The sequence below is a fragment of the Clostridioides sp. LIBA-7602 genome (assembly GCF_056688945.1).
Genome location: NZ_CP196994.1, coordinates 34,481 through 60,804 on the forward strand (window position 1 = coordinate 34,481; position 26,324 = coordinate 60,804).

Here is a 26,324-nt window from a genome sequence, read left to right on the forward strand (position 1 = left end):
ATAATAAAATCACCTTCTTCAAGATGTATCTCTGGTTTTTAAATTTTGCTAGAAAATTTCCAGAACTCATTTTCTATAAAAAATACTTTTTATGAAATAGAAGGATACCCCCTATTAAAATTTGAACTAAATAAGGGCATAGTTCTATGAACTTGCCCTGCCTTGATTCAAAGTTTCAAGTCTATTTTTTTGAGACTTCAATAAATCTATATTATTTTTAAAACTTTTGTCTATATTATGTTTTTCCCTATATTGTTTTGTTAATTTAAACCATGTACTTTTATTATTTACTGATATTCCTATTAATTTTTTACACTCTCTAGCTCCTATTTCCAAATTGAAATATTTTTTTAATATTGGCTCTGCTTCATCAATAGTCGTTGCTCTAGGTCTACCTCCTCCTCTACTTTTAAATCCTTCCTTGTCATGTGATTTCTCATGGCACTCTACACACAAAGGAACTATGTTACTAAGTTTATTAGTTCCACCATTTATAAGAGGAACTATATGGTGATATTCTATGTTTTCAATTCTGCCACAATTACTACAAGCACTGCCAAGTTTTAATTTTAATTCTGTTCTAAAGCTTTTCTTTGTAAATTCTTGCCTAAGATCTTCATATGTGACCTGTATTTTTTTTGCTTCTTTAGTTTTTTTCATCTCACTGTATTTATATAAACATAGCTTTGAGTTTGCAAATACTATATACTTATCTATTGCCTTAGATATAAATTCATTCTGTTTTATGAACTTAACAAGTTCTTTTAGTTCAATTTCATTTGCTATGGTGGGAACATTAGTTAATACTTCATGTATACTATATTTACCTTCATCCAACAATTCTATATATTTTAATAAATCACTTAGATTATAACTATTCATATTTCCGCCTAGTTACTTTCATAACTTTTTATTAATCTATCTAAGGTTGGCCTACTTATTCCCAGTTCATTTGCTAATTGAGTTTTATTAAGTTGTCTAGTCTTATATCTATCATAATAACTACCAAAATTATCTATTTTAACCTCTTTACGACCCTTATATTTACCTTGTTCCTTAGCTATTGCGATACCTTCTCTTTGTCTTTCTAGCATGTTTTCTCTTTCAAATTCATATATTGCACCAAGCATTGTAAGCATCAACTTTCCTGCAGATGTATTAGTATCTAAGTTTTCTTTAGCACTTATTAATTTTACATGCTTTTTTTCTAGAAGTTCAACTATATCCAATAAGTCTTTAGTACTCCTAGCAAGTCTGCTAAAATCATGTACAACTATTGTGTCGCCTTCTCTTACAAAATCTAGCATAGCCTTTAACTGTGGTCTATTAATATCCTTGGCACTTATTTTTTCTTGATAAACTTTTTCTGCTCTATGATTTTTCATTGTGACTATTTGTCTATCTTCATTTTGTTCTATTGTTGAAACTCTTATATAACCTACTACCATTTGGCAATTCCCCCAATATATTTTATTTATAAATAAAGTATATCACGTTTGTAAAAATAGAATCAAATATTTATCATGCTTTTTGTAAATTAATCCGTTTTTAAATTCTATTTTTACAAAAGTAAGTTCTTTTCAAATGTAAATTTACACTATGCTTTATTTTTACAATAAATATTTGTAAAATGGTAGTTTTTTAATTAAAATAATGCTTATTAAGAATTATTTTTTTGTTCTTATTCTTATCTTAGCTATGGCTGCTTCTATTTCTGTTTCACCAGTTTCCATACCATTACCATTTTCTTCTTGAATAACTGTATTTGTAGGATTACCATAAATACGATTTATAAGATATTGATTGGCTGCTAACATTACTCTCTTATCACTATTATCTTTGGCCAATGCCTTAATATTATTAACATAGGATTCTATATCTTTTAATATTATTGAGTTTCCCTGGCTTGCCAGCTCTTGCTTACGCCTGTCCATTTCTTTCCTAACATGTTCCCTATTCATCCAGTTATAAACAGTTTGTCTACTGATACCAATTAAGTTAGCAGCATCTGTAACGTTAAAGCCTGAAATCAAGAGAGATACTAACTTTGATTCTTCTTGGTTTAATTCTTCTAATCTTCTATATCCTGTATTAACTATCTCAACATCTTTTTCACTCAAGAAATCACTCCTTTACTCCAATATTTAATATATCTACATTTAGTTTAATATCAAAAAAAATGTCCTCTAATAGTGATTTTCAGACTTCTTAATAAATCTATTCTATTCTTTGGAAATTCTATTATTAAAGGCCTTTACACTTTTGTAATGTCCTATTGCTGAAAAACGTAACATATGAAATTTAGAGCTAATTTATAATAATGTTAATCTCTTTTTCTTTTCTTTAATTTATTAGTAAATTTAGTTATTGCTTTTACTTCTTCTTCTTTATCAATTCCAATATATCTTCTTGTTACTTCTATTGTCTTATGACCTAATATCTTTCTTATAAGTTCTAATGCATAAGTCTTATTTTCCTCCTCATCATAAATATGCCTTGCAAATGTCTTTCTTAAAGAGTGTGTCGCAACATTTTCTTTTATTCCTACTATTTGTGCTGCATCTTTTATTATTCTTCCTGCTTGTCTTGTTTGGATGGGTCTATTAAATTTCTGTCTCTTATTACTTTTAAATAAAAATTCTTCTCCAAGTTTATCTTGAGTATAGTTTTCTATAGCACCCTTTATTACATCAGATAAGAAAACTTCTCTGTCATAATCTCTTTTTTCCTCTATAACTCTAATCCAATCCTTAGATACTCTTATCTTCTTCCCTTTTTTATCTAATTTTACATCTGTTACATCTGCAACTTTAAGTGCTAATATATCCCCTATTCTAAGTCCAGTACACATTCCAAATAGAGCTAACAAGTAATTTCTTTCATTCCATTCCTCTAAAAAATTTAAAAGTCTAAAGACATCTTCAATATCTTTTATAGGATTAACTTTTTGTCCTTTATGTGCTTCCATTCATTAAAAACACTCCTTATTCCCATAATAATTTTTTCTCTGCCTTTCTTGTACTAACATCTTTAAATCTTCATCTACATTAGCAAAAGAATCTGTAATTATAGAGGTTATATCATTTGTAGTGTATCTTCTCTCTTTTGAATAAGTACTGGTTTTTATTCTAAATCCTAAGTCATTTACAGTTCTAGTTACTTTCACCACATTTTCTAACTGTAAATATAACTTAAATGTAACCAACTCAACATGATCACACTCGTCAATTATACTTTCTTCTAAAACTTTTAAATATAAATCTAACTTATCAATCTTAGAATGATAGTTACTTTTAACCTTCTTTTTTAGTTTCAGGAGTTTTTCTTGTTTTTTCTTTATAAAATCTAAAGAACATTCCCTTCCATACATACCTGGAGTTTCTCTCATTACATTGTCATAATACTTTAGATTATCTGGTATATATGCAGCACTTAAAATTTCCTCTGTTATATCTCGTTTAATTTCAAACACCTCTTTTAAAAATACTTGTTTTATTGCATAAAAAAATACCATCTATTTAGATAGCATTAAATTATATCTATTAATTCTTTAATTTTCATATATATCTCTTTATAGTTCATATCTTTGTCTATTAACTTAGGCAACTTCATAGATATGACTCTTTCAAGTGCTTGTATATCAAACAATTCACTTTGATTTAATTCATCTCTTTTTACATCTTTTGGGATTCCTAGTTTTTTTCTTACAAGTTCAGTAAAATGTTTATAATACATTTGAGGCTTATTACTACCTTGACTAATAGCATAATAAACAAACTCTTGTATTTCATCAGTAAAATCTTTTCTTACCTTTTTACCTTCTGTTCTTATATCCAACCATTCTTGGTCTTTTTCTGTAGCAATATAATAACCATGTATTCTAATTTGGTCTATAACCTCTGTAGTCCATTCAGTAAATAATTTTGCTTCTGGCTTATTACTCCTAAAAGCTATGTTGTATACTGCATGAGGTTTTATAAATATTTCACCAGTTCTATATAACTCTTTAAAATTTGAATAGTGCATATCATGCACTTTTAAAAACTCATTAGTAATCTTCTTTTTATATTTACTATTTATGTTTCTTAGAGTAGAGTTAATTTGAATTACACCTAATTCTTCACCTACATCACCAGCATGAAACCAAACTTCACTACCATCTTTTGACCATATCATTCTTATGTTCTTCTCTTGTAAAATTTTCAACATACTACTTCCTCCTAAATTATTTATTAAATTTTTGTATAAAAAAAGACCCAGAATATAAATTCCAAGCCATTTTTTATTAAATATGTTTTTATCACAATACAATCTTATCATGATTAAAAGACACAAATCGTACACAAATCGGTCATAAATCGTACATAAATCGTCTACAAAAAAGACATTATTTACATTTAAATCTATTCAATTAAATTAAGAGCATACTTTACAATATGCTCTTAAGAAAGATATTTTTTGTTTATAGGTTGTAATATTTCTCTAGTATTTTTATTTTTATAATTTCAAAAATAAAAATTAAAATCACAGTTATTATCATATTTCTTGTACTATTTTCTATAATATTATAACGAAATAATGCAAAAACAATAATTAATGAAATTATATTTATAGCTCCAGAAATTAAGAATGCCTTTTTCTTATTATTCATATATTTCCTCTCTAGATTATCTAAATTAGTCTATATCAAGCATTTTTAAGTACTTCTCATTAACTTTATATACATCCTTTTCTCTAGATAAAATCTCTATCTCTTCAAGATTATTAAACACTTCCATCAACTGGTTAACTAATTCAATTTCCTTTATTCCAGCCTTTAAGTATCTACTTTTATTCTTTTTAATATAATTTTCTAATGTCATAGAATAGTTATCTTTACTACAAATATATTTTAATATATGTTCTTCTGTTGCTGATAGAGTAATATCATTTTCAAACAACTCTTCTTTTAATACACTCTCTAAAGACTTTCTATCATGCATGTCTCTCATTTCATTTATAGACTGTATTATTGACTTTAGCATGAACTCTATAAATACAGTTAAATTATATCCTTTATTCTCTACATCTAGTATAGCCTTATAATACTTAGTTCTGTTTTTAGATATCATATATGATATTGAAAACTCTTTAAAAGTATCATATCCTTTATTAATTAAATATAGATATGATAAGGCTCTTGATGTTCTTCCATTACCATCACTAAAAGGATGAACATATACAAAGTAGAAATGAATTATTGTACTCTTTACTAAATCATTTACTTTACTATTTTCCATAAAAGTTATTAATTCATCCATAAAGTCATATATTTTCAAAGGATCAAGTCCCGTATGTATAATCTCACCTTTTGAATCACATACATATACTTTTTCAGTTCTGTACTCATATTCTTCTGAATCTAAGCAGTTTTCACCCAATATATGATGTAAATTATATATAAATTTGTGACTATATAATTTATCTAAATTATCTAATCCATATTCTAAGGCTCTATGATTATTGTAAATCATGTACTCACTTTTATTACTTGGTTTCATCTTTCCTCTAATTATAGATTTTGCAATCTTTCTAGTTGAAAAAGCACCTTCTATTACACTAGAATAATAAGACTCTAAGGCTAAATCATTTTTATCTTCTATTATTTTAAATATCTTGCTTGATGTTAATCTATCTATTTCATCTATTGAATTTAATATGTTATAAGTTTCATGATAGTATAGTTCTTTATTATCAAAACTCTTTAAGGAAAGTATAATTTTATCTCCAGTAGAGTATTTATTTTTGTATTCTTCTATTGTCAGTTTAATCACCACCTTAGTTTATCTTTATTTATTAATATTAACAAAAAGTATTGTTTTTTACACTATTTTTAATTGTTTATTTTATGAGCTATAGTTTTATTTCTGTTAATTGCAATCTTGAATATATAAAATTTTTAAAGATTATACAAAAGTGTCTAAAAATCAATTCATTCTTCGTTATAATTATATATACATTACCATAAAGGAGGATTACTATGCTAAATAAGAAAAATATAAGTTTAATTATCTTAGTAATAGTTTTAAGTTTATTCACTGCTATATTTATTTTCAATAATAGAAATACAAATGATAAATCAAAAGAAATTACTAAAAATAATGAAGAAATAGTGCCTAAAAACTTAGAAGATTTAAGTATAGAACAATTAACAGAAATTAGAGATAAGGCTATTGATAAAAATTTAGAAGGTCTTAGAGAATTTGGAGAAGATTCAATAAAACAGCGTAAAGATTCAATTTTAAATTTTGAATTTGGATTAGTTGCTTTTGTTAACAAAAATTATAGTAACTTAACAGAAAAAGAGAAATTAATAAGACAAATTAATATTGTTAACTATGAAAACTCTATAAATGACATAATGGATCCTTCAGGTTCATTCTTTGAATTAGCCAATCAAAGTTACCAAGTTAATGAGTTTATGTTAAAAAACGGAAAAAGTTATAAGGAATGGTCATATGAATATATAGAATTCTTAATTGATCATTTAGATGAATTATGCAAATTTGTTGATTTTGATATAAAAGATGTAATAGATATTATTGATCCTACAATAAAAACAGATCTTTCAGAAGAACAAAAGAAATCTTTGAATGATAAATTAAAGAAAGTGTCTTCAAGTGATACTTTAAGTGAAGACATTAAGAAGGAGATAAAAAACTGGGAAAACAATTTGAATAGTTTAAATATGAATAAAAATAATTCTAATTAACTGATAGTGTAAAATGTACATAATTATAAATAAAATAGGGATGTCTTAAAATTGATTATTTTCTAATCTAAATATTTTAGGCCTATCTAAAAACATAAGATTATGGTCTAAAATTTGAAATTTTAGACCATAATTTAATTTATCTTATACTGACTTAGACATTTAAAAGTTCCTTTAACGCACTCTTTCATGAAAACACAAATTAGCCTACAGTATTTTCAGTGTAATTTAGTCCTCAACATCATCAAAAAATATAGTTTTTATAAATTCTCCGATTCTTACAGACTCTGATTTCTTTAAATCTTTAGGTATTTCTATTTTTACATTTACATCTGGTCTTATTGGGTACTCTACAGTTATAAACTCTTTTTCATCTAATTTATCTTCAGTAACTTCTCCAAGTGCTATTTGGATATCTTTATACCTATGAGTTAAATCTGCACAAGTTTTTGGTACTTTTAGTGAACTTCTTAAATCTAATGTTAAATTATTTCTTAAAAGTGGCTCTCCAATCCAGTTGACACCTCTTTGATGAGGATATCCTTCACCAGTAGCTTTAGTTTCATCATATCTATAGTCTGTTGATATTTCACCTATATACACAAGATCCACATGTGGAACAACTACAATATCTCCAATATTCATTCTATTTGCTATTATATCTAATGTTGATTTATCACTAGACATTGATCTAGGGCTTTTATAATCACGTTTACTAAGTATTTCTCCTATATCATTTATATCTTTACCTGATAAGTCCTCTACATAATCCCAACCAACTCCTATCAAATTGTTTGCTTTAAATTCTTTCATTCTATCAATATTATTTGGTAATGCTCTAAATAACCATGCCTTTTTCATATTTATATCCCCCTTAATATTATTATCTATTCACATAATATCAAGTTTCATAGCATAAGTCAACAATAAACTTATAGATAACTATAAGTTATCTATAAGTTTATTGTATCTAACTAATTATATATTGATTGTTTTATAATCTAATTTAATAAAAAATCAAGTTGATTTTAGTTTTCTCATAAATGTAAAATTTCAAAGCAATCCTTTTATCTTATCTATAATCTCTATTCTCATTTGTTTACACTTACTTGTTGAAAAACCAATCATTCTACCAACATATTCCCAAGATGTTCTGTTATTTGAAAAATACTTATATTGGACTATTTTCTTTTCTTCTTCACTTAATATCTTCATTGCATTATCTATTTTTTCAACTAGCAATTCCTTATGCCTTTTCTCTTTTTCTTTTAATGATACTTTCCTTTCTTTCTCTTCAACTTCTATCTCAACTACACTTTTAGTGTCATATGTTTTACTTGATTTTTCTCTAATTTCAATACCACTGCATCCTCTATAACCATTCTTTATTATCTCTATATCAATACCTATCTTCTCAATTTCTGCTTTTGCTTTTTTATAGCTATATAACTTGCCCTCTGCACTACTAAACAAAATATCTTTTTTATTGGCCAATATTACTTCACACTCCCATTTATGTTATAATTATTTTGTGATGACAACTTTAGAATTTTGACAAGCGGGAGCGTGAAGTAATGCTCCTCTTTCTTTTTTGAATAAGATTACTTTTCCTCTATGTCTACACCAGCATTTCTTAAAAAATCTTCTACCTCCATTTTTTCAAGTTCCTTATTTCCATTTCTCATACAATGTAAGTACACCATTGGCTCATATAATCTCATTAATATTCCTATGTCTAATTCTCTTACTTCTTTTTCAAATTCTTCTGTGTCTAAAATATTCATCTTTCTATTTGTCTTTATAAGTTCTTCAATTATTAATTCTTTTAAAAAATCTAACATTTCTCCTCCTTTAATTTTTCTTAAATTCAAAGTCTTGATACATACAACCACAGTCTTTGCATTGCCAAACTATTCCTATGGTTGTTTTAAGTTTAAATACACTTCCACCACATACTGGACACTCATTTTCCCTACCGCCAACTATTTTAATCTTCATTTTACCTCCAATAAACTTAAATATTTATATTATTTTCCTAGTATATTAATTTCAGATTTTAATTTTCCTAGTCTTCTGCATATTGTTATTTGGTTAGTTCCAAGCATTTTACCTACTTCTTTCTGAGTATATCCTCTTTCTCTTAAACAAACTATTTTCTGTATATCTTTTATCTCACTTCTTTTTATGCAAGATTTAATAACATGAACACTTTCTATATCTATACTTTCATTACCAGCTAATCTATCCTCTATTCTTATTTCTTCACCATAAGCATTCCTATAGATACATTTTTCAAAACTATCTATATCATTTCTATAATGTTTTTTAACATATCTAGTTGTAAATCTCATTAAATGTCCTAATATATATGGCCATGCTATTGCAGAAAATGTTCCTTTATTTTCATCAAAACAACATGTTGCTTTATACAATCCTATAGAGCCTTCTTGAAATAAATCTTCTTTCAAAGATGGATATTTTCTTAGAAAACATTTAAAATGTTTATTTATAATAAAGTGTACAAGATTTATATTATCTTCAACTAATTTATTTATTTCTTCCAGACTTCTCATATAATCACCTCTTAAAATGGTATATCTTCGTCATTTAATACTTGAAAGCCAATCTCCTTATCTTTATCTTTGCTATTTTCTTCCTTTTGCTTATAATCGAGTGAATTAACAGTTTTAGCTCTAACTTTTGCAAAAGTTTTTTTCTCCATTTTCTTCGTATTTTCTATTCTTATTTACTACTATTTTTCATACATGATTTCTTCTCTTTTCTCTATCTCTTTTACTACTTCTGTTGCTTTTAATAATGATTCATATCTACTCATTGACTTAGATTCAGATTTTATTTCTGATGCTATTTTATTAATGAATTCTGTTTTTTCTAATATGTTCATATGTGATATTTTCTTCATGAACCATACCCCTTTTTATATATCTTTTTTTAATTGCTCATATATCTTTTGACATTCATTCTCTATCTTTTTAGTATTTTCTACTGTCTTAGTTGCGTCGTTAAAAACTCTATTTATTCTGACTGCAATATTTAATGATGAATTAGCACTTTTATATAAACTATTTTTAAAACTATTAATTTCTTTTACATCTTCCTCTATTAACTTAATACTTTTTCTCAATCTAATATTGTTTCTAATGCTGAAAACTGCATCAAAGCATAATATCAAAATTACAATGTTAAATATCATGTACTCTCCTTCCTTAATGCATTTTTTAATTCCAAAATGGTGCTTCTTCTCCATTTAGCTCAAAAATTATAGCATTAACTATCCTAAATTTTTTTAGTTCATTTTTTCTTTCAAGTTGTTTTATCCATTCATAGAACTTGCCTCTATACTCAAGCGTATACACATAGCTTGGAAAATTATCGTATTTATCTAGTAAACTATCAAACTTTGCTAGTGCTTGTGTGATACTAATTCTGTTCATTTTTCTCACCTGCTTCTCTCATTTTAAGCAATTCTTTTTTTAACTGAACAACCTCATTTTTCATGACATTAATTAAAATCTCAATTTCTTCATCCAACCACTGTTTCATATATTTATTTACAAATGTAACATCTATTTTGCTTCCGTTTTTTCTTATAATTTTTACTTTTATTTCTTTACAGTTTTTTATTTCTCTTAAGTATTTGTTTATATCTTTTTCATCTTCTTTAGTTTTTTCTATCGCTTCATTTATAGGTAGGATCGCTATTTTTTGTTCTTTTGACATATTTTCTAATTTCATTTTGTACCTCTTTCTATTAAAGGTTATTTTTCCTACGAGGAAATTAATTAATAAACTTTAGCTATAATTTAATAACGTTTTTATAAAACTTTTTAATTTTATTTTTTCTCTCTCCCATTACCATTTTTTTAATGGTTTTTGACAACTTCTTTAAACCTGTGTTTTTCGTGTAATGTAATCGTCTTCTATAGGCATTGCAATTGCTATATTCTTTAAATTTTTTCAATATTGGTTTTCAATACTTTGTCAAATTTTAATTTCAATATTGAAAAATGACCCTTTTTCAATATTGAATTTCTATATTTTTCAATATTGAATTTTGCTCAAATTTATTATTTTATAAAATTTCCTGTTTTTCATCCTATTTTCTCTTTTCAAAACTATTATTTTTATTGCTAGCTTTTTATATTTAATTTAATCTGTTTTTCATCTCTCATTCTTTATATTGTTCTATCAATTTTAAAATTAAGATTCTTACGTGCAGTTTAAATTAGAGTTCATTCTATATTGTAATAATTTATGTGTTATATTTAAATTAAACATACTACCAATATGTTTAATTTGATTACAAAGGTGGTGATAATATGGGTTTTTCTAGATCTATAAATAAAAAATGTCCTGTCATAAATGAAACTGTTTCATTTTGTTGTATATATGAAACTACGCCTATAACTTCTGGAGCTAAATTTATGGGTGCTGATTGTGATAAAAGCCATATTTGTAAGTCTTCAGAGGAAGATTGCCCTATTTTAAAAAAAGTTCGTAAGCTATAGATTCAAAAGTTTTATTTAGGTAAGAAATGCCCAACTGTTACAATTTTTACATTTGTTATCTTACTTAATTTTATAAAAGTATCTATATGAGTGAAATTGTCTCTACATTCTTCTAAGTAATCACAAACTTCGCAAGATGTAGCGGCTTCTCTATTTCCTCGAAACGCTATTTGCATCACTTCATTTTGTAAATGTCTCGCAATGCAGTGTAAATCTTTTTCAGTAAGTTCTATTTTCTCATTCATTTAATGCACCTCTCATTTTTCAAATTTTGCCTTTTGACTTTTCTTTATAATTTCATCTAACTCTTTGTTACTATACTGAGTAAATGTTTGCTCAAAATTGGCAAATTTATTTTTACTCACTTCTTTATTTTGTTTGACACTTTCATTTCCATTTTTAGCCATTCGTGGCACTTCATTTAAGTAAGACTCAAACTTGTTGCCAAATAACGTCTCAGGGCGTAAATAGACGCTCATTTTAGCATCTTCTAACCATGCATGCACTTTGTTATCTATTACTTTGTAAAAATCTTCTTCAACAAATCCTTCTTTTAGTCTCGCATTAATTAAGTCTCTTGTTTTTTTAGTCGTACTCTTAAAGGATTTATCTGCTTTTTCATTCAAATAATCAATAATTCTTTTATGTATCACTTTGTCTTCTGTTTGTTCTACAAGACTATATGTATTAATATCATTAATAGAATAATCATTAATAGAATAATCTTTGTTGTAGTAAAAATACTCCAAGGGTTGCGGTATTTTTACCACAGGGGTTGTAGTATTTTTACCACAACCTAGTGGTATTTTTACTACATGGTTGTTTATATCCAAATCAGAATCAGTTATATCTAATTTAAGTTCATAAAATTTCTTTGTAAACGAAAAGTAACTCCTAACTCCTATATCTGAATTTTTTAATGTTTTGCTTTTTAGGATTCCTAAATATTTCCGTTTTGCAAATTTAATTTTTGTCTTTTCTGAAAAAGTTTCTATTCTTTCATCCAAATCAAAAGGGCGTTCTCCTAGATTATGAATCATAATTTCTCCTAGCCTTTTTTTATTAATATTTAAGATGGGTAAATCATTAAGAAACTTTTCGTAATTCACCCAATAAAATATGTACCCATCTTCATAAAAATGGTCCATTTTTCCACTGTAAACAAAATCCTCAAAGTGTCTTAAAATTAAAAGTTCATCATTAGATAAACCAAATTCAATAGCCATTTTTTGGTCAAATCCATGTACATTAAATCTCAAATTTTTCACCTCCTTTCACAAATTACATTTTAAGATAATAACTTAAGTTTATAGTCATCAAGTATTAGATCTTCTTTAGTCAAAGTTTTATATGTTATTTCATCTGTCTCTTTTTCATAATACATGACTAGTATTTCATTCTTTTCTACTTTCGTAATGATGCAATTAACCTTTGTATCAAACCTTGTATCGTGTAATTGAACTGCTTTATTTATATGTTCTTTATTAAAATCTGAAATTTTCAAACTTACCACTCCCTTTAAGTATTTACTGTTGTTATTTCTGATTCATAATGTCTTTATTTTCCTTTTTGAAATTACTCAATGCGTATGTACTAGAGATTATTGTTTCTATAGTTCTCCATTCGCTTGGTTCGTTTTTTTTTAAATAATCTATCATCAAAGCTGTTTCTACTTTCTCTTTGTTTGAACAAATCATTTTTCACCCTCCCTCACTTACTTTGTCGTTCAACTTATTTTAATTATAACTACTTTGTCGTTAAAAATCAATATATTTTTTATTTTTATTATGATTTTGTCGTTATAATTATTTTTCCAATGACAAAGTCGTGCGCTTATAGTATAGTAATGACAGAGGAGGATTTTAAAAATGGCAGAAGTTTCAAAAGAATTAAAAGTTAAAGAAGTTGGAAAAAGATTAAATGAGTTAAGAACTCTTGAAAGACTTTCGCAAAGAGCGTTTGGAGAAAGAATTTTCTTATCACAAGATCAAATTTCTTTATTGGAGAAAGGGAAAAGAGTTTTGACAGAAAGAAGTATTAACGACATATGCAGAGAATTTGAAGTAAATGAGGAGTGGCTAAGAAGTGGAAAAGGTGAAATTTATAAAGATTGTTTAGCTGACTTAGAAATTGATGATGATGTAAAAGAAATAACTAACAAGCTTTATGAATTAGAACAAGAAGACAGGGATGCTATCTTAAAAATGATAGAACTATTGCAAAAGAAAAACAAATAGCAATAAAAAGAGGTTTGAAAATTTATCAAACCTCTTTTATTTTCATATAAAATGTTTCTATACAATTTGTTAAAAATGCATAATCTTTTTTAGAAATTTCTTTCATTTGATTGATAGACATAGCAACTCTTTTCTTATTCTTAGTGTAATTCACTTTTGATTCAAGTTTCAAATTTTCCATAAGAATCACCCCTATATTCAAAATATTCTGATTTTTTTACAACGTCCTTATTTCTGAAAAACAATAGACTACTCCCTTCCCCCCAATTTAAAGTTTCTTGAAACTAATATAATCTATATTTTTTACTTGTGCATGTCATATTCTAAGATGAATTTGAAATTAAAGATTATGATTATTTTAAAATTGTTTTACGTACGTAGTTTATATGTATTATTTCGATATATATCTTCTTTATACTACAAGTATAGTACCTATTTTTGCAATAATCAACTTCCAATTTTTACCATTTATTTAATTTTATTAAATTTACAAATAAAAAACAGAGTAGTTAGAACTACTCTGTTTACCACTTAGTTAATATAAAACCCAAAAGGAATTTATTGATGATAAAAAATTACATCCTCTTTACATACCACTTAGTTAATATAAAACAATGACAATGGGAATTACTGCACCTATTTTAGCGGTCTTTACATACCACTTAGTTAATATAAAACGATTTTGATACTCTTTGTACCTTAGCAAATTACTTTGCTTTACATACCACTTAGTTAATATAAAACGATATTACTAGTATTGCTTATTTTGAAGGTGGACAACTTTACATACTACTTAGTTAATATAAAACTTTTGAAGGTGGATATACTGTCGATTATTTAAGTTTCTTTACATACCACTTAGTTAATATAAAACCCCAAAATAAATCTGTCATTTTCAATACTTTCAGCAAGACTAAATATTAAAAATTGCAGTGAGCCACAAGTAGTGCTTTTTGATATTTTTCAAAAACACATTACAACTCAGTGTTTACAATCATTACAACATTTATTTTCGAAATATCGCACACTACATATTTATATATTTATTATATCATAGTTTATTTAATAAAAATTTTAGTTTGTTAATTAAACTAAATATAGAAAAACAAAATTATTTAAGTTTATCTATACATTTTATAAAACTTATTATTTAATTTATTTTATAACTTATATATGCACTTCTTTCTTAATTTATATTTCTATTTTTACTTTATATAAAAACAGAGTAGTTTAAAACCACTCTGTTTTCCACTTAGTTAATATAAAACAGTAAATCTTTAAGATTATTATTTAAAAGCGTTACAGCCATTTATTTAACTATAAACAGTGCAAACCTGCCAATAATTGACTTTATGACAATGCATCCAGCAACTACAAAAAGTGCAGTTTTTGGGTCATAGATGATAGGAATATTCCATTTGAATATTTGAGTTACTGTGGTTAGTAATGCTATTGCACCAAAAATATACCCCATAATTGTGAGTGGGTGAGCAGGTGAATTGCTGATAAATTTACCGATTGTTGGCATAATCATGCACATTGCAAATCCGATTGCTCCCAAAGTAATAACAGCTGATCTAGGTCCATTAATAAATAATATTTGCTTACCAGATAGTCCTGCATAAACAATTAAACCAGTTATAAACCACTCTGCTACCAATATTCCAATTCCTTTCATCGTTTATCACTCCTTCAAATAGATTTTATTGAATATCGTAATGTGTCTTTCTAAAAAGGATATCGCTTCTTCGTATTTTTCAGGCTGATTGTCGTATTTTGATAACAGCAAATATAAAGGTGAATAAAACTGCAAGGCCATTACCATTGGATCAGCATGAATATAAACTCCATCATTTATTAAACTAGTGAACACATTTGATATATAATCTAAACCTTTATCTATTATTAATTCCCTAAAAAACTTACCTGCTTCAGAAGTTCTATACTGTTCTAATGTCAACATTCTACGCAGTTGAGAACCATACTCCGTTTTGAGATAGAAATTAAACATTGTAATGCTAATACGAAATAATTCCTCTCTTACATCATTTTCTTCTGAGAAAATATTGGTCATGTTTTCAGGTAGGATAGTAGAAACTTCTTCTTGGTAACGACGCTCAATGTCTTTTAGAATTGAATCAAAAATATCTTGCTTTCCACTATAGTGTTTATAAAGAGCACTCTCTCGTATTCCTATTTCTTTTGATATGTCTCGAATACCAACCCCATCATAGCCTCGTTCAGAAAATAATCTTAGTGCAACTGTTAAAATAACTTTCTTTGTATCACGTTTTTCATTTTTTGGCATAATAACCTCCATAAATAAATGTAGTGAGCAATCGTTAACTATAATTATAGTTAACAACTGCTCACTTGTCAAGAAGAGCACTAGGTTATCACATTGAAATGCCGAAAACAAAAACCAGCATCAAACAAATCCACATAAATACAATATGATTCGATTAATAAGTTATTTTTAAATTTTAATTGTAAAAAAGGGGTTGCCTTAAAATTGATTTTTTTCTAATCAAATTTTAAATTCAACTCCTTTTTGGATTTTTATATGTTATTTTTTATTCCAAATGCCCTCTTTAAAGTGTCATACCTTATGCATAATCGCAGCAATTTCCTCCCGCACCTTAAAATATCTTTTTTCTGGGATGGGAATCATTGTGCCTGTAACCATGGTAATTCTATAGCGTTCCACAGAGACAATGAATTCACAGTTAACCAGATACCCCCTGTGTGGCCTACAAAAGATTTCCGGGAATAATAGCGCTACTTCGCCTATAAGCCGTTTAATCGTTACTATCTTGTCCACAAAATGAACAACTGTATACTTACCAATCGCTTCCGCATATACTACCATATTTGGATCAATATACTGTAGACCCATGTCGTTGCGCAGTTCTATTTTTTTGTACCACTTTTTCACACCACTTTCCGTCACCAGCTTTTGTACATAGCGATACGTTTGTACGCTGACCTTGAAAGGAAAGACCTCGTCATCCACCAACTCGTTCCACTCGTTTGATACATGCATATGTGTTATTTTTACACTCTTTTTTTCGCTGTACTGTCTAAAATGAATCGTCACTCTTTGATTGGCCGCTGCCACTTTATCAGCGTCCTGTTCGGTGTGGCAGGAAAAACGCCCGACTACGATACTGCTGTCTTTTTCGGGCTGTAGCTCATAAAATTCAGTATTCTCCATCTCTATATTCGGCATGATAAATCCATCTTTGAAGTAACTTTTTACTGCCGCCTCACCAAACACGAACAAATTGCCTGGACCAATCCACATGACATCAGTATCCAATGCAGAAAAGAACGGCTCTGTGTTGAGGTGATAATATTCACGAAGCATATACTCAGTGTACTCCGCCACATTTTCCATTGTCAATTCCATTGAACACCCTCCTTCTGATTAAATATTTCAATTACTATTTTGTCGCAGATTAGATTTCTTTGCAAATAGTTTAAATATTTTTGCTACTTTGAAACTCGTAAGAAATGTCACTCATCATCTTTGGGGCAAGAAGATATCTTTCATAGAAGAATCCTCATTCCTACTGGAAGGCTTTTACAGTCTTTAGCTTGAATAGCCTCTATCGAATTCAATATCGTAATTATAATTTTGTTAAAAACAGAGTGTAGCTCACCCAAACCTCAAACGGGATACACTCTGTTTTTTTTGTTCCCGAACCTTGAAAGTATACTGTGTAACCAGATTCTTATCTAGTCCATTTTTATTTGATTCTACTTATTTAAAATTTCATCCAGAGATACATAAAAGAATTTTTTGAAATCCTCTGCACCTAAAATTTCATTGAAAGCTCGAAGTGTACTCTTCATTTCTTCTACAAAGACTTTACTCTTTTCTTCTTCGTCCATTTCTTCTAATAAATCTATACTTTTATTTTGCTGAGAAGCAACTTGAATCAATGAATTTGTCTTTTCTTTACTCAGATTACTTCCAAAGCAGTCTTCCAACATCACTTTGGTACGCTCTATAATCGCAATATCCAGTTGATGACCCTTGTCCTCTAAAGATATCAGTTTTTGAGTCAATGGATCGTCAGTTGAAGACATCAAATTAGCGGCACTTACATTTTCTTCAAACTTCTCAGCAAGATACACTTCATCAAATTTAGAATAACAGGAATTTCTCCATTCAGTCCATCCATATCCGAATAAACCGAATTTCCAAATGCTATACTTGGAACACCAAACTTTATCAGCAGGAAAAACCTTTCCGGTAACTGACATCAGGCGATTCGTCATTTGATGGCATACACCATCCTTTAAGTAAACAATTCCACAATCGTCACTTGGTGTAATAAAATCATTATTAGCTCTTTTCGCATTAGGTTCACCGCAAGCAAGTATAATGGCGGCCTCCAAACTTCCATGTCCTGTTTCAATATACCTTGCCTCTGGTGCTGGAACACTGCCATGACAACCAAAACGATAAGTATCAGTATCAGCAACCCATTGTCCTGATGGTGTATAATGACCGACTGTTGCACATACTCCAGTGTGATCCATCATCCACTCCGCCACAGGGGCTTTTACTCCTTGTGCATAGACAGTAAATTCCGCTTGTGTGATACATTCTATACGTCTTTGATAGGCTCCTATTGCAGATAAAAATGAGTAATTAGGTAAAGTCTTACCACCTTCTATTGGTGATGCTGTCTTTCCAAATAGACACGCCAAAGCATACCCTTTGTCAAATTCAATTGTAAAAGGCTTCCCCTGAACTGTTCGCCCGTTCTGTTGATTTTTTATTCCGACGTCACGCCCCATATCAGTATGAAAAGTCAGATTGAAAATAAACGATTTATTCCAATACATTGCTATCATTCCTGTAATTTTAATAATATGTTCTCCAGGCAAAAATTCAAAGTGTGCTTCATTTCCGCGGTATTTTCCATGCATAGGAAAGTCAACCTGGGCATAACAAGTACCTATAAGATCAATAGCTTCTCCATAGCAAATAAAAATTGCATTAGGAAATGTACATCTGAGTTCCTCGTACTCACGGAAGTCATCAAATTCAATAGCGCCCGATGCCTTGGCATCAATTAAAACAGTTTTTTTCAAATTCAAATCTGGCATATAAAGTATCCTCCTTTTCTTTTTTATAATTTTATTAAATCCATCAATCAAATTCAATTGTTTGGAACAGATGACCTATTTGGCGGAATAAACAGCGAATATGGGGTCAGACAAATACAATTCAAATCAATTACGTGCGCCTCATTATCTGTTACACTTATAATGAAACTTATTTCTTAAAAATAAGCTAATCTACACAAGAAAGAAAGCTGTTACACATCAATTTATAATTGTTCATGCAACAGCTCCTTTTTATTTAGTTAATATGAAATATATTAATATTATTTTTTATATAGAATATGGTATTAAAAAAATGATTTTAGTCTACTTATTAGATATTCTTCACTCTCAATGCTTAAAGCTTTCAAATATATACAATAAGAGTTTTCATTCGTAAAAATTTCAATAATATTATCTTGTTTATCTATACCTACTATGTCTTTAAATTTGATATGATTTTTAGCATTTTTACCTCTAAAAATATACTTATTATGGATCAAAATATCATAATCTGTAATTGAAATATAAAGTTTATTTTTATATTTTATTAAAAATTTATATGTTTGTTCAAGATAAAAACCTGCAAGTAATAAGAATAAAAAAGTTACCTTAAATGCACATATTATCGAAAATATTATCACAAGAATACTTGTAATATAAATTTGTTTGAAATAACCCCTATCGTAATAATTTATCAGCATTGAAAATCACTCCTATTATTATCTTATTTACAACCTATTTATCTAATAAAAAGCTATGAAAAATAGAGTTTCATTTCTATAGTTCATAGCTTTCCATCATTTCTACTTAAGTAGAGAAATATAAAACAATTTTACTCTAATTATCTTTTTTATTAATCTAGAAACCAGTTATTTCTGATAACTCATAAGATGCAATTTCTCCATCTGTATTCATTCCCATAGCTTTAAATTTCCAAGTACCATCTTTTTTAAGATCATTTATATTATCCATTGCAGTACCTAATTGGTTTCCATCTTTATCATATAAAGTAAATGTTACTTGTGCATATGATATATCATTACCACTGTTATTTTTAATAACGCCTTTTATATATGTTGCCATACTATCAGTTTCTGATGTTATATCTCCAACTATTTCATATTTTTCTTTCTTAGGTTCTTCTGGCTTATCTACACTAGCTGTTTTATTTGTTCCATCATCATTTCCTTTAGCAGTATCATCATTTCCACCACTTCCACTAGTACCAATAGCATATAATAAAACAAATACTACTATAACTATAAACCAACCTCTTTTATAAAATGGTTTTTTGTTTTTAGCCCCACAATTAGGACATGATTTAGCATTAGATGCTATCTCTTTTGAACATGCTTTACATTTGATCATCTTTGACATTTTAATTCCCCCTCTAATTATTTTATGATAACCTCAATCATATTATAGTATATATCTAATGTCTAAAGCTGTAATATCATGCTACTAAAGACTTTTTTTTAGGTATGTCTTATATATTTTGTTATATTTAATAGATGCTTGTCCTTAATTGACTGACTTTTGTACTGTTCTTTTTTAAGCTTTATTATTTAGAAAATTTTATTATTTTTTTAAATTTTTCTGTATCCATATTTATCTAAATTATTTTTTTAAATCAAATCTTATTTACATAAAATTGGAAATTTTATAAATACTTATTTAGACATTTTTCGTGCTTACATAATTTTTAATGAAAAACATATAAATCTTTTTAAATTTCTGTCCAAAAACCTATCCTAAGTACGTTGAAATATATAAGATTAGTATACAGGAGATGATATTTATGAAAAAGAATTCATTAAAAATTATAAATATATATATGTATATTGTGGCAATTATTCTTTTGCTTTTGATTTGGATTATAGGAATAAAAAATATTTCAATACAACCGATTTTAACGATTTTAGTTAAAGCATATATTGGTTTTTCATTTGTAATTGTAGTTATTAACTTGTTAAGATACTTCCAGAAACAAAATAATTAAATTTATTTGTATTAGTTTTTAAATTTAGCCATTTTTCCTATATAAAAAATGTCCTTTCAATCTGTTTATTCAGATTATGAGGACATTTTTACCATAGATATTTAATTGCTTAGATAAAAATATAAAGTTATTTATAAATTATTTTAAAACTTATATAATAACTTTAAAATATATGTTATTTATAAATTATATTTATACCAATTTTTTATTCTACTATTATTTTTATTACTACAAAATTACTGGGACTTCATTTCTTCTTTTAAATTCTCTAATTTAAAAAAGCCATCTTCAATATTAGTTTTATTTTCAACTTTTATTTTCTTATATTCTTCTATGCCACACATTATTTTTTTATATAGTGAATATAAGTCAGTTTGATTCTCAATTATTTTTAAATTATTCTTAGATGTGCTTACTTTATTCTTCATAAAAAATTTGTTTGTTGACTTCTGCACGCTATTTATTCCTATTGACAAAATTTCCTGTTTTTTTAATAATATTGAATTCGTTAAGCATTGCTTAAAAATAGGTAGTGTAATTATAAGAGAAGATTTTATTAAATTTATTAACTCGAAATTATAATTTTGAATTTGCTCCATTAATGTTATATTCTGCAAAGATATATTTCGAGTTATCTTTAGATCATAAACTCTTTGTTCTAAGATTTCTTTATTCTCCTTTAAAAATCCCACTTTTTCATAAGACTGTGTTTTTTCTACTTCTAGGGACAATTCTTTGTCTAAATCCTCTAAAATAATTCCACTTGCTGATATATAATTTTCCAAGCTACTACAATATTCAAAGTTTGATTCGTATAACATGTTCATTTTTTTTAATTGATCTCTTAAATCTATTTCATATTTTTTTAATATAAAATAGCTTTTATCAACTTCATCTACTATCACTGTATATTTACTTATTTGTTTATCTAATTTATATTTATTTTTTTTAAATATTTGCTTAAAAAAATTTGATTTCTTAGATTCTTTTAGTTCATCAAAATCAAATTCATTTATTACTTTGTCTAATTTATTTAATACTTCATTTATGTCAATTTCATAATAATTTTTCAATGAATATAACAGTCCATCAGATATTTCTGTAACACTCTTTGAAGATGCACTTCCAAATTTAAGTATATTATCTATATTATTTATATTTATTTCTTTTAATATAGTTTTTACTTCTTCACTTTCTCTTAAATCTATTTCATATTTATCATTAAAATTTATTTTATCCTTGCCTTTTATAGATATATAATCATACTCTTCTTTTATTTTTTCTAAACAATCCACTAAAATAACAACCCCTTAATAATTTCTTTAAATGAGAAAAAATCTTCATTACTGATACTATTTTTTATATGTTTGTTTAACATCCTTTGAAACATTAATACTATTCAAGTTTAAAATATCACTTATATATATTATAGCTTTGTATATTCTTTTAACATACTATTGTATTTTTTAATATCTTTTAATAATATTTCTTTTTCATCTAAAACCATTTCTCTTTTAGAGCGATTAGCCATATTATCAGTAAATTTTAAAAGATTAATTAAAGATATTTTTATTTCGTTATATATATCAAGTTCTTCTTTTTCAGTTTTAAAATAGTCTTTTATATTGTTGTATTCATTCACAAATGAGTCAAGGATAACTGCATTTTCTACGACTATTCTGTGGTAAGGATTTTTAATGTCAGATAAAATACTTTCTATTGTTTTAAACTCATTCTTATATTGTCTATTAATATCTACTTCTTTATCATAAATAGATTTAATTACATTTAATAAATATTTAGCATGATCCTTTTCAAAATCTCCTCCTAAGTTAAGAAGCACTCCTAAAATAGCAAATGCAGAAGCCAAATACCCCAGAAATGGTATGCAAAATACAAAAAAATATGTCCATGAACCTACTATATCTAATACATTAACATTATCTTTTAGAAAGTTCGAAGATTTATTTTTGAACTTAAATTTACTTTGTATAAAAATCAGAAAAAAAACTAAAAAAACTAAAAACATTTGATATTTATATATCTTAATTAATGCCTCAAGTAATTCATGCATTACTTTTCCCCTCTCCTTTTTAATTATCCTTAGATAAAATACTATTATACCTTTTAATATTTTTCAATGATATATCTTTTTTAAAAGTATCAAATATTCCATTAATATAATTAAATATAGCTTCAAATTCTTAAATAGATTAATTATCCTAATTTTATTGTTTTTTAAATTTTTTAAACATTATAAATAAACTTTTAATTAAGTTATTTTTTAAATTATATATTAATTTTAAAAATAATTTATTTTAAAATTTAAATTATAAAAAACAGAGTAGTTGAAACTACTCTGCTACTTACTTAATTAACATAAAATATAATTTAAATTTTATATTAATATATTCCGATCTTTTATTCTATTATTATTTTTATTACTTTAAAGGTATTAAATTTTAAGTATTAATTATACATATTACATCTTCATATATTCTTTTAACATATTAGTATATTTCTTAATATCTTCTAATAATATTTCCTTTTCATCTAAAGCCATTTTTTTTTCAGGATTATTAACCATATTATCAGTAAATTTTAGAAAATTAATTAAAGATGTTTTTATTTCATTATACATATCAATCTTTTCTTTTTCAGTTTTAAGATAGTCTTTTATATTGTTGTATTCATTTATAAAAGAATCGAGAACAGCTGCATTTTCTACCACTATCTTGTGGTAGGGATTTTTAATATCAGATAAAATATTTTCTATTCTCTTAAATTCTCTCTTGTATTGCTTATTAATATCTTCTTCCGTGTCATAAATAGATTTAATTACATCTAACAAATATTTAGCATAATCTTTTTCAAAATCTCCTCCTAAGTTAAGAAGCATTCCTAAAATAGCTAATACAAAACCCAAATATCCTACAAATGGGATACAAAGTATAAAAAAACATTCCCATGAATTCATCAAGCTTAATACATTATTATTTTCTTTTATAAATTTTAAAGACTTATTTTTAAACTTAAATCTACTTTGTATAAAAAATAAAATATAAACTAAAATAACCAAAATCATTTGATATTTATATATCTTAATGAATCCTCCAAATAATCCATGCATTACTTTTCCCCTCTCTTTTTAAGTTATCCTTAGATAAAATACTATTATATCTTTTAATATTTTTCAATTACATATCCTTTTTTAAAATTATTAACTATTTCATTAATAGACTAATTAAATTAATTAAATATAGCTTTGAATTTTCTAATAGATTATGTATTCCATTTTATTGCCATTTTAAGGTAGTTTGTCCTTATCATAAAGTAAATTATTGTATTTATTATTTAAAAGCGTTACAGGCGTTTTAAAACTCTTTAAAAAGCCTTTCTAAATTTATTTGAGAAGTAAGTCTTTTATATAAGTTGTTTTTACAAATAATGAGAATTTAAATGTTGTTTATATAACTTGATAATTTATAAAAGAAAGATATTTGTATTTTTTTATAAACAGTACAGAATAGAAAAGTATTTGTGTTTTCCCTTTTACTATTCTATTCTATTTTAAAAACATTTTATTTATTTTATATTTTATTATTTTAGGCGATTTGGACACATTGAAATTACTTATGTACAGAGATCGAACGACGAGTATTTGGGAATTAACGACTAGTGTTTGGGAATTTATGAATTTAAAATAAAAGTGTAAAAAATAAAATCTTTGTAGATATAAAAAATAAAAAGTCTTATAAAACATTTAAATTTCAATATTTTGGTATATTTTAAGATAAACTTTTAATAATTAATTTCAAATAAATTATTTCAAAAAATGAATAAACGAGCATTTGGGAAACTAAAAACGAAAAATAGGTTAATATATAACTGTAACTAAAAATGTATTATTGTTTTATTAGAAACTAAAGAAGGAGGCATGTATTAACTTTTAGCTTAATATATTAAGATATATGGGTAATGTAAAAAGAGTTATTTATAACAAATATGATAAAAAGAAATATTTAAAGACTACGATAGTCTTGTAAAACACAATAATCTTATACAATTTACATATCACTTAGATAATTTAAAAACTAATTTATTTAATAAAAATTGTAGTTTCTTAAATAAAATGAACACAGAAAACCAAAATTATTATATAAGTTATTTTATAAATTATTTATACACTTTTTACTTAATTTATATTTCTATTTTTCACTTAGTTAATGTAAAAGCTCAAAATAAATTCAAAAAGTATTACTTATAACTTAGTATTTACAATCTTTACAGTGTTTATATTCAAAGTATAGCTCACTACATATATATATTATCATAATTTATCTAATGAGAATTTTAGTTAACTGATTAAATTACTCATAGAAAACAACTTTTTTTAATATTATTTACAATTTTATTTATAAGTTATTTTATAATTTACATATACACTCTATTTATAATTTATTTTTAAATTTTAATTATAAAGATCTAATAATTAAAATTATCCTGTTTACCACTTAGTTAATATAAAACCTACAATAGTCTTGTAAAACACAATAACCTTATACAATTTACATACCACTTAGTTAATATAAAATCTTGAAATGAATCGATATTTTCAATACGTTCAGACACATTAAATATTAAAATTTGCAATGAGACACAAGTATTGCTTTTTGATATTTTTCAAAAATACGTTTAAACTCGGTGTTTACAATCATTACAACGTTTATTTATATATTTATTATATCATAATTTATTTAATAAAAATTTTCGTTTATTAAATAAACTGAATATAGAAAACTAAAATTATTTAAATTTATATATGCATTTTATAAAACTTATTATTTAATTTATTTTATAACTTATATATGCACTTCTTTCTTAATTTATAAGTATCTCGTATGAAAAAATAATTAAAGAGATAGAAGGCTGGATATTTTATATTTGGCCTTCTATTTCCATTTTTAAGCAAATTTTCATCTTTTTAGGTAAATGACATCAAGTTTGCAATTAAAATAGGTCAGACAAGCCTTTAAATGTCTTAAAACTATATTTAATCAACTTTATTTTTATCAGTTTATTTTTTCCCAATCATCAAGATTGCAAGTTCATTATCTCCAATCTTTTTAAGTAAAATTAAATTCAATAGCATTTAGTAAGTATATTAGAAAAATAGTTAATAAAGTTTTTTATATTAAAAAAAAGAATAGTTCAGACATCTTTTCTAGTCTTTAATAGTTTTTAAAACAGTTTTTAAAGTCTTTAATAGTTTTTAGACAAGCTATAATGATTGGTATATCTAGGTTTCAGAGACGAAAGGTCATCATTTTAAGGGTCAAAGGTCATCATTTTAAGGGTCAAAGGTCATCATTTTAAGGGTCGAAAGGTCATCATTTTAAGGGTCAAAGGTCATCATTTTAAGGGTCAAAGGTCATCATTTTAAGGGTCGAAAGTGAGTGTATTTTAAAAATAGTTGACCTTTTGTTAAATCAAGTTTTATAATTTATATGAGGTGATAAATTTTGGAAAAAAAAGAAATTTTAATGCAACCAAATAATTTAATAAAAAGTAAATATGATTTTACAAATGTGGAAAATAAATTATTTTACAAAATACTTTTTAATGCTCAGAAACAACAAAATTCCTCTTATGTTACAACTATATCAAAAGAAGAACTAAAAGTATTT

37 protein-coding genes and 1 CRISPR repeat array are annotated in these 26,324 nt (G+C 26.0%); of the genes, 5 read left to right on the forward strand and 32 right to left on the reverse strand.

What is annotated here, in order from left to right:
• Nucleotides 1-144: 144 nt before the first annotated feature.
• The 8 genes from ACTG45_RS21465 to ACTG45_RS21500 form a co-directional block, all read right to left on the reverse strand.
• Nucleotides 145-882 carry an HNH endonuclease gene (locus tag ACTG45_RS21465; protein ID WP_479920398.1) on the reverse strand — a complete coding sequence of 246 codons (738 nt, stop codon included), beginning with the start codon at nt 880-882 and terminating at the stop codon, nt 145-147.
• An 8-nt stretch (nt 883-890) separates the two neighbouring features.
• Entirely contained in the window at nt 891-1,448 is a 558-nt protein-coding gene (locus tag ACTG45_RS21470) for a recombinase family protein (RefSeq protein ID WP_021382804.1), read from the reverse strand.
• A 219-nt stretch (nt 1,449-1,667) separates the two neighbouring features.
• Nucleotides 1,668-2,120 carry a helix-turn-helix domain-containing protein gene (locus ACTG45_RS21475; RefSeq protein WP_479920399.1) on the reverse strand — a complete coding sequence of 151 codons (453 nt, stop codon included), beginning with the start codon at nt 2,118-2,120 and terminating at the stop codon, nt 1,668-1,670.
• A 203-nt stretch (nt 2,121-2,323) separates the two neighbouring features.
• Nucleotides 2,324-2,968: a tyrosine-type recombinase/integrase gene (locus ACTG45_RS21480; protein WP_169470307.1), complete on the reverse strand. Its 645-nt coding sequence runs from the start codon at nt 2,966-2,968 to the stop codon at nt 2,324-2,326.
• Nucleotides 2,969-2,971: 3 nt separating this feature from the next.
• On the reverse strand, nt 2,972-3,514 hold the full coding sequence (locus ACTG45_RS21485; RefSeq protein WP_223195816.1) for a hypothetical protein: 543 nt from the start codon (nt 3,512-3,514) through the stop codon (nt 2,972-2,974).
• Between the two features lie 14 nt (nt 3,515-3,528).
• On the reverse strand, nt 3,529-4,209 hold the full coding sequence (locus tag ACTG45_RS21490) for a BRO family protein (RefSeq protein WP_479920400.1): 681 nt from the start codon (nt 4,207-4,209) through the stop codon (nt 3,529-3,531).
• Nucleotides 4,210-4,462: 253 nt separating this feature from the next.
• Complete coding sequence (locus ACTG45_RS21495; protein ID WP_223195814.1) at nt 4,463-4,651, reverse strand: hypothetical protein; 189 nt, start codon at nt 4,649-4,651, stop codon at nt 4,463-4,465.
• Nucleotides 4,652-4,676: 25 nt separating this feature from the next.
• The gene (locus ACTG45_RS21500) at nt 4,677-5,816 is read right to left on the reverse strand and encodes a Fic family protein (protein WP_479920401.1); all 1,140 of its coding nucleotides are present in this window, start codon (nt 5,814-5,816) and stop codon (nt 4,677-4,679) included.
• A 203-nt stretch (nt 5,817-6,019) separates the two neighbouring features.
• Between ACTG45_RS21500 and ACTG45_RS21505 the strand changes: the two genes are divergently transcribed.
• Nucleotides 6,020-6,751: a hypothetical protein gene (locus ACTG45_RS21505; RefSeq protein ID WP_479920402.1), complete on the forward strand. Its 732-nt coding sequence runs from the start codon at nt 6,020-6,022 to the stop codon at nt 6,749-6,751.
• Between the two features lie 228 nt (nt 6,752-6,979).
• Here the strand turns inward: ACTG45_RS21505 and ACTG45_RS21510 are convergent, their stop codons facing one another.
• The 10 genes from ACTG45_RS21510 to ACTG45_RS21555 all read right to left on the reverse strand — a co-directional run bounded on the left by ACTG45_RS21510 (nt 6,980) and on the right by ACTG45_RS21555 (nt 10,507).
• Complete coding sequence (locus tag ACTG45_RS21510; RefSeq protein WP_479920403.1) at nt 6,980-7,612, reverse strand: hypothetical protein; 633 nt, start codon at nt 7,610-7,612, stop codon at nt 6,980-6,982.
• A gap of 192 nt (nt 7,613-7,804) precedes the next feature.
• The gene (locus ACTG45_RS21515; protein WP_479920404.1) at nt 7,805-8,245 is read right to left on the reverse strand and encodes an RNA polymerase subunit sigma; all 441 of its coding nucleotides are present in this window, start codon (nt 8,243-8,245) and stop codon (nt 7,805-7,807) included.
• Between the two features lie 107 nt (nt 8,246-8,352).
• The gene (locus ACTG45_RS21520; RefSeq protein WP_407963944.1) at nt 8,353-8,592 is read right to left on the reverse strand and encodes a hypothetical protein; all 240 of its coding nucleotides are present in this window, start codon (nt 8,590-8,592) and stop codon (nt 8,353-8,355) included.
• A 10-nt stretch (nt 8,593-8,602) separates the two neighbouring features.
• Nucleotides 8,603-8,749, reverse strand: a complete 147-nt coding sequence (locus tag ACTG45_RS21525; RefSeq protein WP_407963945.1) for a hypothetical protein — start codon at nt 8,747-8,749, stop codon at nt 8,603-8,605.
• Between the two features lie 29 nt (nt 8,750-8,778).
• Nucleotides 8,779-9,324 (reverse strand): sigma-70 family RNA polymerase sigma factor, encoded by a 546-nt coding sequence (locus ACTG45_RS21530; RefSeq protein WP_407963946.1) that lies wholly within the window; start codon nt 9,322-9,324, stop codon nt 8,779-8,781.
• A gap of 11 nt (nt 9,325-9,335) precedes the next feature.
• Complete coding sequence (locus tag ACTG45_RS21535) at nt 9,336-9,473, reverse strand: hypothetical protein (protein ID WP_407963947.1); 138 nt, start codon at nt 9,471-9,473, stop codon at nt 9,336-9,338.
• Nucleotides 9,474-9,503: 30 nt separating this feature from the next.
• Entirely contained in the window at nt 9,504-9,674 is a 171-nt protein-coding gene (locus ACTG45_RS21540) for a hypothetical protein (RefSeq protein ID WP_407963948.1), read from the reverse strand.
• A 15-nt stretch (nt 9,675-9,689) separates the two neighbouring features.
• Entirely contained in the window at nt 9,690-9,965 is a 276-nt protein-coding gene (locus ACTG45_RS21545; RefSeq protein WP_407963949.1) for a hypothetical protein, read from the reverse strand.
• Between the two features lie 25 nt (nt 9,966-9,990).
• Complete coding sequence (locus tag ACTG45_RS21550; protein ID WP_407963950.1) at nt 9,991-10,206, reverse strand: hypothetical protein; 216 nt, start codon at nt 10,204-10,206, stop codon at nt 9,991-9,993.
• Nucleotides 10,193-10,507: a hypothetical protein gene (locus ACTG45_RS21555; protein WP_074179536.1), complete on the reverse strand. Its 315-nt coding sequence runs from the start codon at nt 10,505-10,507 to the stop codon at nt 10,193-10,195. The genes ACTG45_RS21550 and ACTG45_RS21555 overlap by 14 nt, the downstream gene beginning before the upstream one ends.
• Nucleotides 10,508-11,091: 584 nt before the next feature.
• Here ACTG45_RS21555 and ACTG45_RS21560 point away from each other — a divergent pair.
• Nucleotides 11,092-11,280 carry a hypothetical protein gene (locus tag ACTG45_RS21560; RefSeq protein WP_223195725.1) on the forward strand — a complete coding sequence of 63 codons (189 nt, stop codon included), beginning with the start codon at nt 11,092-11,094 and terminating at the stop codon, nt 11,278-11,280.
• 11 nt (nt 11,281-11,291) lie between these two features.
• Here the strand turns inward: ACTG45_RS21560 and ACTG45_RS21565 are convergent, their stop codons facing one another.
• The 4 genes from ACTG45_RS21565 to ACTG45_RS21580 are packed head-to-tail and all read right to left on the reverse strand — an operon-like array spanning nt 11,292 to nt 12,977.
• Nucleotides 11,292-11,525, reverse strand: a complete 234-nt coding sequence (locus tag ACTG45_RS21565; RefSeq protein ID WP_479920405.1) for a hypothetical protein — start codon at nt 11,523-11,525, stop codon at nt 11,292-11,294.
• 12 nt (nt 11,526-11,537) lie between these two features.
• Nucleotides 11,538-12,539 carry a conserved phage C-terminal domain-containing protein gene (locus tag ACTG45_RS21570; RefSeq protein ID WP_479920406.1) on the reverse strand — a complete coding sequence of 334 codons (1,002 nt, stop codon included), beginning with the start codon at nt 12,537-12,539 and terminating at the stop codon, nt 11,538-11,540.
• A 29-nt stretch (nt 12,540-12,568) separates the two neighbouring features.
• A complete protein-coding gene (locus ACTG45_RS21575) occupies nt 12,569-12,784 on the reverse strand; it encodes a hypothetical protein (protein ID WP_479920407.1) in 216 nt (71 codons plus the stop codon).
• Between the two features lie 31 nt (nt 12,785-12,815).
• Nucleotides 12,816-12,977 carry a hypothetical protein gene (locus ACTG45_RS21580; protein ID WP_021382755.1) on the reverse strand — a complete coding sequence of 54 codons (162 nt, stop codon included), beginning with the start codon at nt 12,975-12,977 and terminating at the stop codon, nt 12,816-12,818.
• 171 nt (nt 12,978-13,148) lie between these two features.
• On the opposite strand from ACTG45_RS21580, the gene ACTG45_RS21585 reads away from it, so the two are divergent.
• Nucleotides 13,149-13,517: a helix-turn-helix domain-containing protein gene (locus ACTG45_RS21585; protein WP_021382769.1), complete on the forward strand. Its 369-nt coding sequence runs from the start codon at nt 13,149-13,151 to the stop codon at nt 13,515-13,517.
• A 25-nt stretch (nt 13,518-13,542) separates the two neighbouring features.
• On the opposite strand, the gene ACTG45_RS21590 is transcribed toward ACTG45_RS21585, so the two are convergent.
• The 7 genes from ACTG45_RS21590 to ACTG45_RS21620 form a co-directional block, all read right to left on the reverse strand.
• Nucleotides 13,543-13,698: a hypothetical protein gene (locus ACTG45_RS21590; protein ID WP_021382811.1), complete on the reverse strand. Its 156-nt coding sequence runs from the start codon at nt 13,696-13,698 to the stop codon at nt 13,543-13,545.
• Between the two features lie 403 nt (nt 13,699-14,101).
• A CRISPR array of direct repeats spans nt 14,102-14,394; the repeat unit is 32 nt; unit sequence CTTTACATACCACTTAGTTAATATAAAACGAT.
• A 432-nt stretch (nt 14,395-14,826) separates the two neighbouring features.
• Nucleotides 14,827-15,195 carry a hypothetical protein gene (locus tag ACTG45_RS21595; protein WP_479920408.1) on the reverse strand — a complete coding sequence of 123 codons (369 nt, stop codon included), beginning with the start codon at nt 15,193-15,195 and terminating at the stop codon, nt 14,827-14,829.
• Between the two features lie 6 nt (nt 15,196-15,201).
• Entirely contained in the window at nt 15,202-15,825 is a 624-nt protein-coding gene (locus tag ACTG45_RS21600; protein WP_479920409.1) for a TetR/AcrR family transcriptional regulator, read from the reverse strand.
• Nucleotides 15,826-16,116: 291 nt separating this feature from the next.
• Nucleotides 16,117-16,926, reverse strand: coding sequence for a LytR/AlgR family response regulator transcription factor (locus tag ACTG45_RS21605; protein WP_479920410.1), 810 nt, complete (start codon nt 16,924-16,926; stop codon nt 16,117-16,119).
• Nucleotides 16,927-17,276: 350 nt separating this feature from the next.
• A complete protein-coding gene (locus tag ACTG45_RS21610; protein WP_479920411.1) occupies nt 17,277-18,638 on the reverse strand; it encodes a jacalin-like lectin in 1,362 nt (453 codons plus the stop codon).
• A gap of 305 nt (nt 18,639-18,943) precedes the next feature.
• On the reverse strand, nt 18,944-19,339 hold the full coding sequence (locus ACTG45_RS21615; RefSeq protein WP_479920412.1) for a hypothetical protein: 396 nt from the start codon (nt 19,337-19,339) through the stop codon (nt 18,944-18,946).
• A 157-nt stretch (nt 19,340-19,496) separates the two neighbouring features.
• Nucleotides 19,497-20,015, reverse strand: a complete 519-nt coding sequence (locus ACTG45_RS21620) for an FxLYD domain-containing protein (protein WP_227831825.1) — start codon at nt 20,013-20,015, stop codon at nt 19,497-19,499.
• A 421-nt stretch (nt 20,016-20,436) separates the two neighbouring features.
• Here ACTG45_RS21620 and ACTG45_RS21625 point away from each other — a divergent pair, with 421 nt between their 5' ends.
• Entirely contained in the window at nt 20,437-20,637 is a 201-nt protein-coding gene (locus ACTG45_RS21625; RefSeq protein ID WP_479920413.1) for a hypothetical protein, read from the forward strand.
• A gap of 236 nt (nt 20,638-20,873) precedes the next feature.
• Here the strand turns inward: ACTG45_RS21625 and ACTG45_RS21630 are convergent, their stop codons facing one another.
• The 3 genes from ACTG45_RS21630 to ACTG45_RS21640 all read right to left on the reverse strand — a co-directional run bounded on the left by ACTG45_RS21630 (nt 20,874) and on the right by ACTG45_RS21640 (nt 23,767).
• Nucleotides 20,874-21,932 carry a toxic anion resistance protein gene (locus ACTG45_RS21630; protein ID WP_479920414.1) on the reverse strand — a complete coding sequence of 353 codons (1,059 nt, stop codon included), beginning with the start codon at nt 21,930-21,932 and terminating at the stop codon, nt 20,874-20,876.
• A 131-nt stretch (nt 21,933-22,063) separates the two neighbouring features.
• Nucleotides 22,064-22,711, reverse strand: coding sequence for a hypothetical protein (locus ACTG45_RS21635; RefSeq protein WP_479920415.1), 648 nt, complete (start codon nt 22,709-22,711; stop codon nt 22,064-22,066).
• A 408-nt stretch (nt 22,712-23,119) separates the two neighbouring features.
• Nucleotides 23,120-23,767 (reverse strand): hypothetical protein, encoded by a 648-nt coding sequence (locus ACTG45_RS21640; RefSeq protein ID WP_479920416.1) that lies wholly within the window; start codon nt 23,765-23,767, stop codon nt 23,120-23,122.
• Nucleotides 23,768-26,180: 2,413 nt separating this feature from the next.
• Here ACTG45_RS21640 and ACTG45_RS21645 point away from each other — a divergent pair.
• On the forward strand, nt 26,181-26,324 hold a 144-nt coding region (locus ACTG45_RS21645; protein ID WP_479920418.1), incomplete at its 3' end, for a RepB family plasmid replication initiator protein.